1 protein-coding gene is annotated in these 363 nt (G+C 60.6%); it reads left to right on the forward strand.

Going from position 1 to position 363, the window contains the following annotated elements:
- Nucleotides 1–363: Ig-like domain-containing protein (locus EII41_RS12475; RefSeq protein ID WP_148091750.1), on the forward strand; the 363-nt coding region annotated here is incomplete at both ends.

Raw genomic sequence — 363 nt, forward strand, 5'->3', positions numbered from 1 at the left:
CTGAACCGCAACACGTTTACGGTCAACGGCGATTACGAAGAAGTGCAGCTCACGGCCACCGTCGCCCCGTCGAATGCCACGGATAAATCGCTGACGTGGTCGAGCGACAATCCGCAGGTCGCCTCGGTCGATGCCAACGGCTTAGTGACGATCCATAAGAAAGGCAAAGCGCGCGTCACGGCTCGGGCCAACGACGGCAGCGGCCGGTATGACGCCTGCGACTTCAACGTGATCATGACGGTCGGCAACGAAACGGTCGACGGCCTGCGTGTCTACGCCGCCGGCAGCGCGCTGTACCTGACGCTCCCCACGGCCGAGACGGTACATATATATAATGTACATGGCGCGATGGTGAAAACGCTC

Source organism: Tannerella forsythia, from assembly GCF_003860135.1.
In the GTDB taxonomy this organism is placed as follows: domain Bacteria; phylum Bacteroidota; class Bacteroidia; order Bacteroidales; family Tannerellaceae; genus Tannerella; species Tannerella forsythia_A.